Here is a 3,517-nt window from a genome sequence, read left to right on the forward strand (position 1 = left end):
GAGTGTTCCGAAGTCGGCATGTATCTGGCTATGGCAAGAGTTGCCCACAGAGAAGGATATCCTGAAATCGGCTTATACTACGAAAAAGCTGCTTATGAAGAGGCTGAACACGCTTCCAAGTTCGCTGAATTGTTAGGCGAGTGCGTGACAAACAGCACCAAGAAGAACCTGGAGCTGAGAGTTGCTGCTGAAAACGGAGCTACTGCCGGTAAATTTGACCTGGCGAAACGCGCAAAAGCCGCTAACCTGGATGCAATCCATGACACAGTACATGAGATGGCCAGAGATGAAGCCCGTCATGGAAAAGCATTTGAAGGCCTGTTAAAGAGATACTTCGCTTAATCTCTTAATTAAATTTGCCCCTCCTGATTAATCTCTTATTATTTAAATGAACTCTAATTAAAAAGACATCGGATGCATGTTCTTCCTCCCGCATCCGATGTCTTTTGCTATTCGATTTCACTCCGGTCAGGAATGGAAGTCTGGGCTCCTTCACGCTGTACGGCAATCGCGGACGCAGCTCCTGCAAACCGGACCGCGTCTTCCAGGCCCGCCCCTTCAGCCAGCCGGACCGCCAGCGCTCCGTTAAAACAGTCCCCTGCCGCTGTCGTATCCACAGCCTTCACGCGGGGCGCTTCAAACCGTTTTTTACCTTCCGGGCCGACCAACAGGCTGCCTTTCTCTCCCAAAGTGACTAAAACCTTTCCCACTCCCAGCTCCAGCACTTTCTGAGCCTGACGCTCAATCTCTTCCATACTGGTTCCCGATGCGCTTTCACCGGTTAGCTGGAACAATTCCGTCTCGTTGGGTGTGATCAGATCCACCATCCTGAAAATCTCCCGTGGAATATCGTCCCGTCCGGGGGCAGGATTGAGGATCACATACCGGCCCGCTCCATGGGCAATGGAAATCGCCTCCACAGCCGCCTCCATGGGAATCTCAAGCTGAACCAGCAGATAGCCGCAGTCCTCAATAACCTGCCTGTTTTCCCTTATATAACTGGCATCGCAGCATTGATTCGCCCCGGGAATGACCACAATTGCATTGTTGCCCTCCGAGTTGACGCAGATCCAGGCCGCTCCGGAAGTAACCTGCCCGCTCCTTTGTATACGGCTGGTGTCCACCCGGACTGTGTTCAGATTATTTACCATCTGATCTCCGGAAGAATCGGTTCCTGCCGCTCCCAGCATGACCACCCGGCCTCCCAGTTTTCCTGCCGCATATGCCTGGTTTGCCCCTTTTCCCCCTGGAACCATCTTAGCGTCCCCGCCTAAGATGGTTTCCCCGGCTCTGGGGATATGATCCACATGAGTGACCATATCCATATTAAGACTGCCTGCAACCACTATCATTTCATTCATAAAATACCTCCATTCCGGAGCATTTAGCGCTAACATTACGTCATGTAAACATTAAGTTACGCTGACGTGCGCTAAGAATTTCAGATTCCCAACTTTAATTTAAGTTTATGGCTCCGTCACATATTTGGATGTGAAAATTAAACCGCCAGGATTTTTTCACACCATACCCACTTCGTTCTTCTTTACCCTTTCATTCTGCCCCGTACAATCAATCCAATGACCAGTAGGAGCACGGCTCCCAGAAACAGGAATACAGGAACCGGTCTCTTCTGTCCCTCTTCCTGGGGACGGACGGCCTCAGTTTTTGGCTCTGAGACTTCCCACCGGACGCCGCCGTTATCAATGCCTTTTTCCGTAAACTCTTCCCGGAATGGGCTGCTTTCCTCATAAGAAGTCTCCGACTCTTCCGTCATGTCCGTTGCACCTTCTGTTTCGTCCGGACGTTCTTCACCTGTCCCGCTTTTTACATCCGGACTGGTTTCTGCCTTCCTGGATTCATTTCCCCAATAAGGCGCGGTCGCGGAAAAGAAGATCACCGGAAGCCCGTCATCTGCTCCGCTGCTCTCTGTTGTGCCGGAGCCGGATCCCCCTGTGTAGCTCCCGCCTCCATAGCTTCCTCCGAAACCGCCATAACTTCCGCCGTAACTCCCTCCATAGCTGCCGCCTCCGCCAAACTGCATTCCTCCGCCGGAGGTTCCTCCCTGGTTCCCTTTATAATCCTTTAAATCCACATCCGCTACCGTGCTCATTCCGGACCGGGATGGGCCTATGATCTGAATTTTGAGGTAAATCTTATCCTGAACGCCGTATTCTTCAAAAATATGTTCATACGGAATATAGGTATAAGGCGGAACTCTCTGGGTTTCCGTCACAAAGTTCTTCACTTCTTTCGGATCTCCTGCCACCGTATCATCCAGCCAGTAAACCTTTTCCCATTTTTCCTTATCCTTACTGTAATAGACATAGAGTTCCTTCGTATCATGGGGCACTTCCGGTACAGAGAGACGGATCTCCGCAATCTGGCTGTCCACACTGATCAATTCCGTTGTCAGCAGGCAGATAACCTCCTCCTCCGGTTTGATTACCGGCGGCTGCGTCGTTTCCGGCTGGGTTTCCGTAGGCTTTGTGGGATCGGGGATCTCCACATTTTCATTCCTGACGGTTCCGTTCATTTTAAAAACTTTGCTCTGGTTCTGGTAAATGCCGCCTTTATTTATTACGATTCCTTCCTGTCCATCTTCATAAAGCCGTATCTCCCCATTTACAGGGATGAAAATGCCTTCATTTTCGGCCACAATCACCGGCCCCGTCCCCTTGATCACCAGATTGGTATTATCTATTTTCAGGCTGCCGTCTTTTATAACCCGGAACCTGTATTCAGGCTTCCGGTTAGCCAAATTAAGGTCTGACTGTTTCCCGGTCAAAATGGTCACCGGATGATTGGTCTGCGGCCATTCCACACGGGTATTGATAACAATATCCTGGACTAATTTCATGACTACAGGCGCTTTTTCAGCTTTTTTTATACCTTCCATCAGATCTTCTATTTTACCAACCGGCACTGCGCTTTCCCACTCTCCGGTATCGGAAGCCGTGCTCTCCTGTTCCGCAGAAAATGAAGAAGGCGAAGGTACGCTCTCTGATTCACTGCCTGCTTCCGCCGCCAAAAGCCCGCCGGATGGAAAACATCCTATGAAAAAAGCCGCCGTCAGCGCAGCAGCCAGATATCTGCCCCCATGCCATAAATGTCTCATAATCTCTCCTATCCAGTCATAGACTATTTCAGTTACTTTTTATTATACCCGTCCCCTCCGGGAGCGTCAATTCAGTTAACAGATTCGTAAGGTTTCCATCATAAATAGTATCATTTTTCCTGTCATCTGAACGCATCCAGCCCATTGAACCCGCCTGCGCCGGGGGGCCGGATTCCTGCAGACACCATGGTTTCGTGCGGTCTTCGCAGTAAACAGGCAGACCTGTCTGTACTGATAGGAACAGTAACGATTAATGAAATATTTTTCAAAAGGATAACAAAATATTTTTTTCAAAAAGGTATTGACATTTCGCTCTAAATGCTTTATATTAATATCAGTAACAATTACTATTATTAATAAATCAAAACATCATATAGAAGAAAAGGAGAAACGAATTATGAA

The 3,517-nt window shown here is 49.0% G+C and carries 3 protein-coding genes; 1 reads left to right on the plus strand and 2 read right to left on the minus strand.

All coding sequences use genetic code 11. The features are described 5' to 3' along the window. A partial coding sequence (locus GPL15_RS04790; RefSeq protein ID WP_275950457.1) for a ferritin family protein occupies positions 1-342 on the plus strand: 342 nt, incomplete at its 5' end. Between the two features lie 107 nt (positions 343-449). On the opposite strand, the gene rbsK is transcribed toward GPL15_RS04790, so the two are convergent. Beyond that, complete coding sequence (gene rbsK / locus GPL15_RS04795) at positions 450-1,361, minus strand: ribokinase (RefSeq protein ID WP_215696530.1); 912 nt, start codon at positions 1,359-1,361, stop codon at positions 450-452. 182 nt (positions 1,362-1,543) lie between these two features. Further along, positions 1,544-3,115: a hypothetical protein gene (locus GPL15_RS04800; protein ID WP_215696531.1), complete on the minus strand. Its 1,572-nt coding sequence runs from the start codon at positions 3,113-3,115 to the stop codon at positions 1,544-1,546. Positions 3,116-3,517: the final 402 nt, after the last annotated feature.

This window comes from Clostridium sp. MCC353, assembly GCF_018785315.1.
Taxonomy (GTDB): Bacteria; Bacillota; Clostridia; order Lachnospirales; family Lachnospiraceae; genus CHH4-2.

What these genes read in the sequence shown, in the direction of transcription:
- GPL15_RS04800 (WP_215696531.1), bottom strand. Translation starts at nt 3,115, where the DNA reads ATGAGACATTTATGGCATGGGGGCAGATATCTGGCTGCTGCGCTGACG.
- rbsK (WP_215696530.1), bottom strand. Translation starts at nt 1,361, where the DNA reads ATGAATGAAATGATAGTGGTTGCAGGCAGTCTTAATATGGATATGGTC.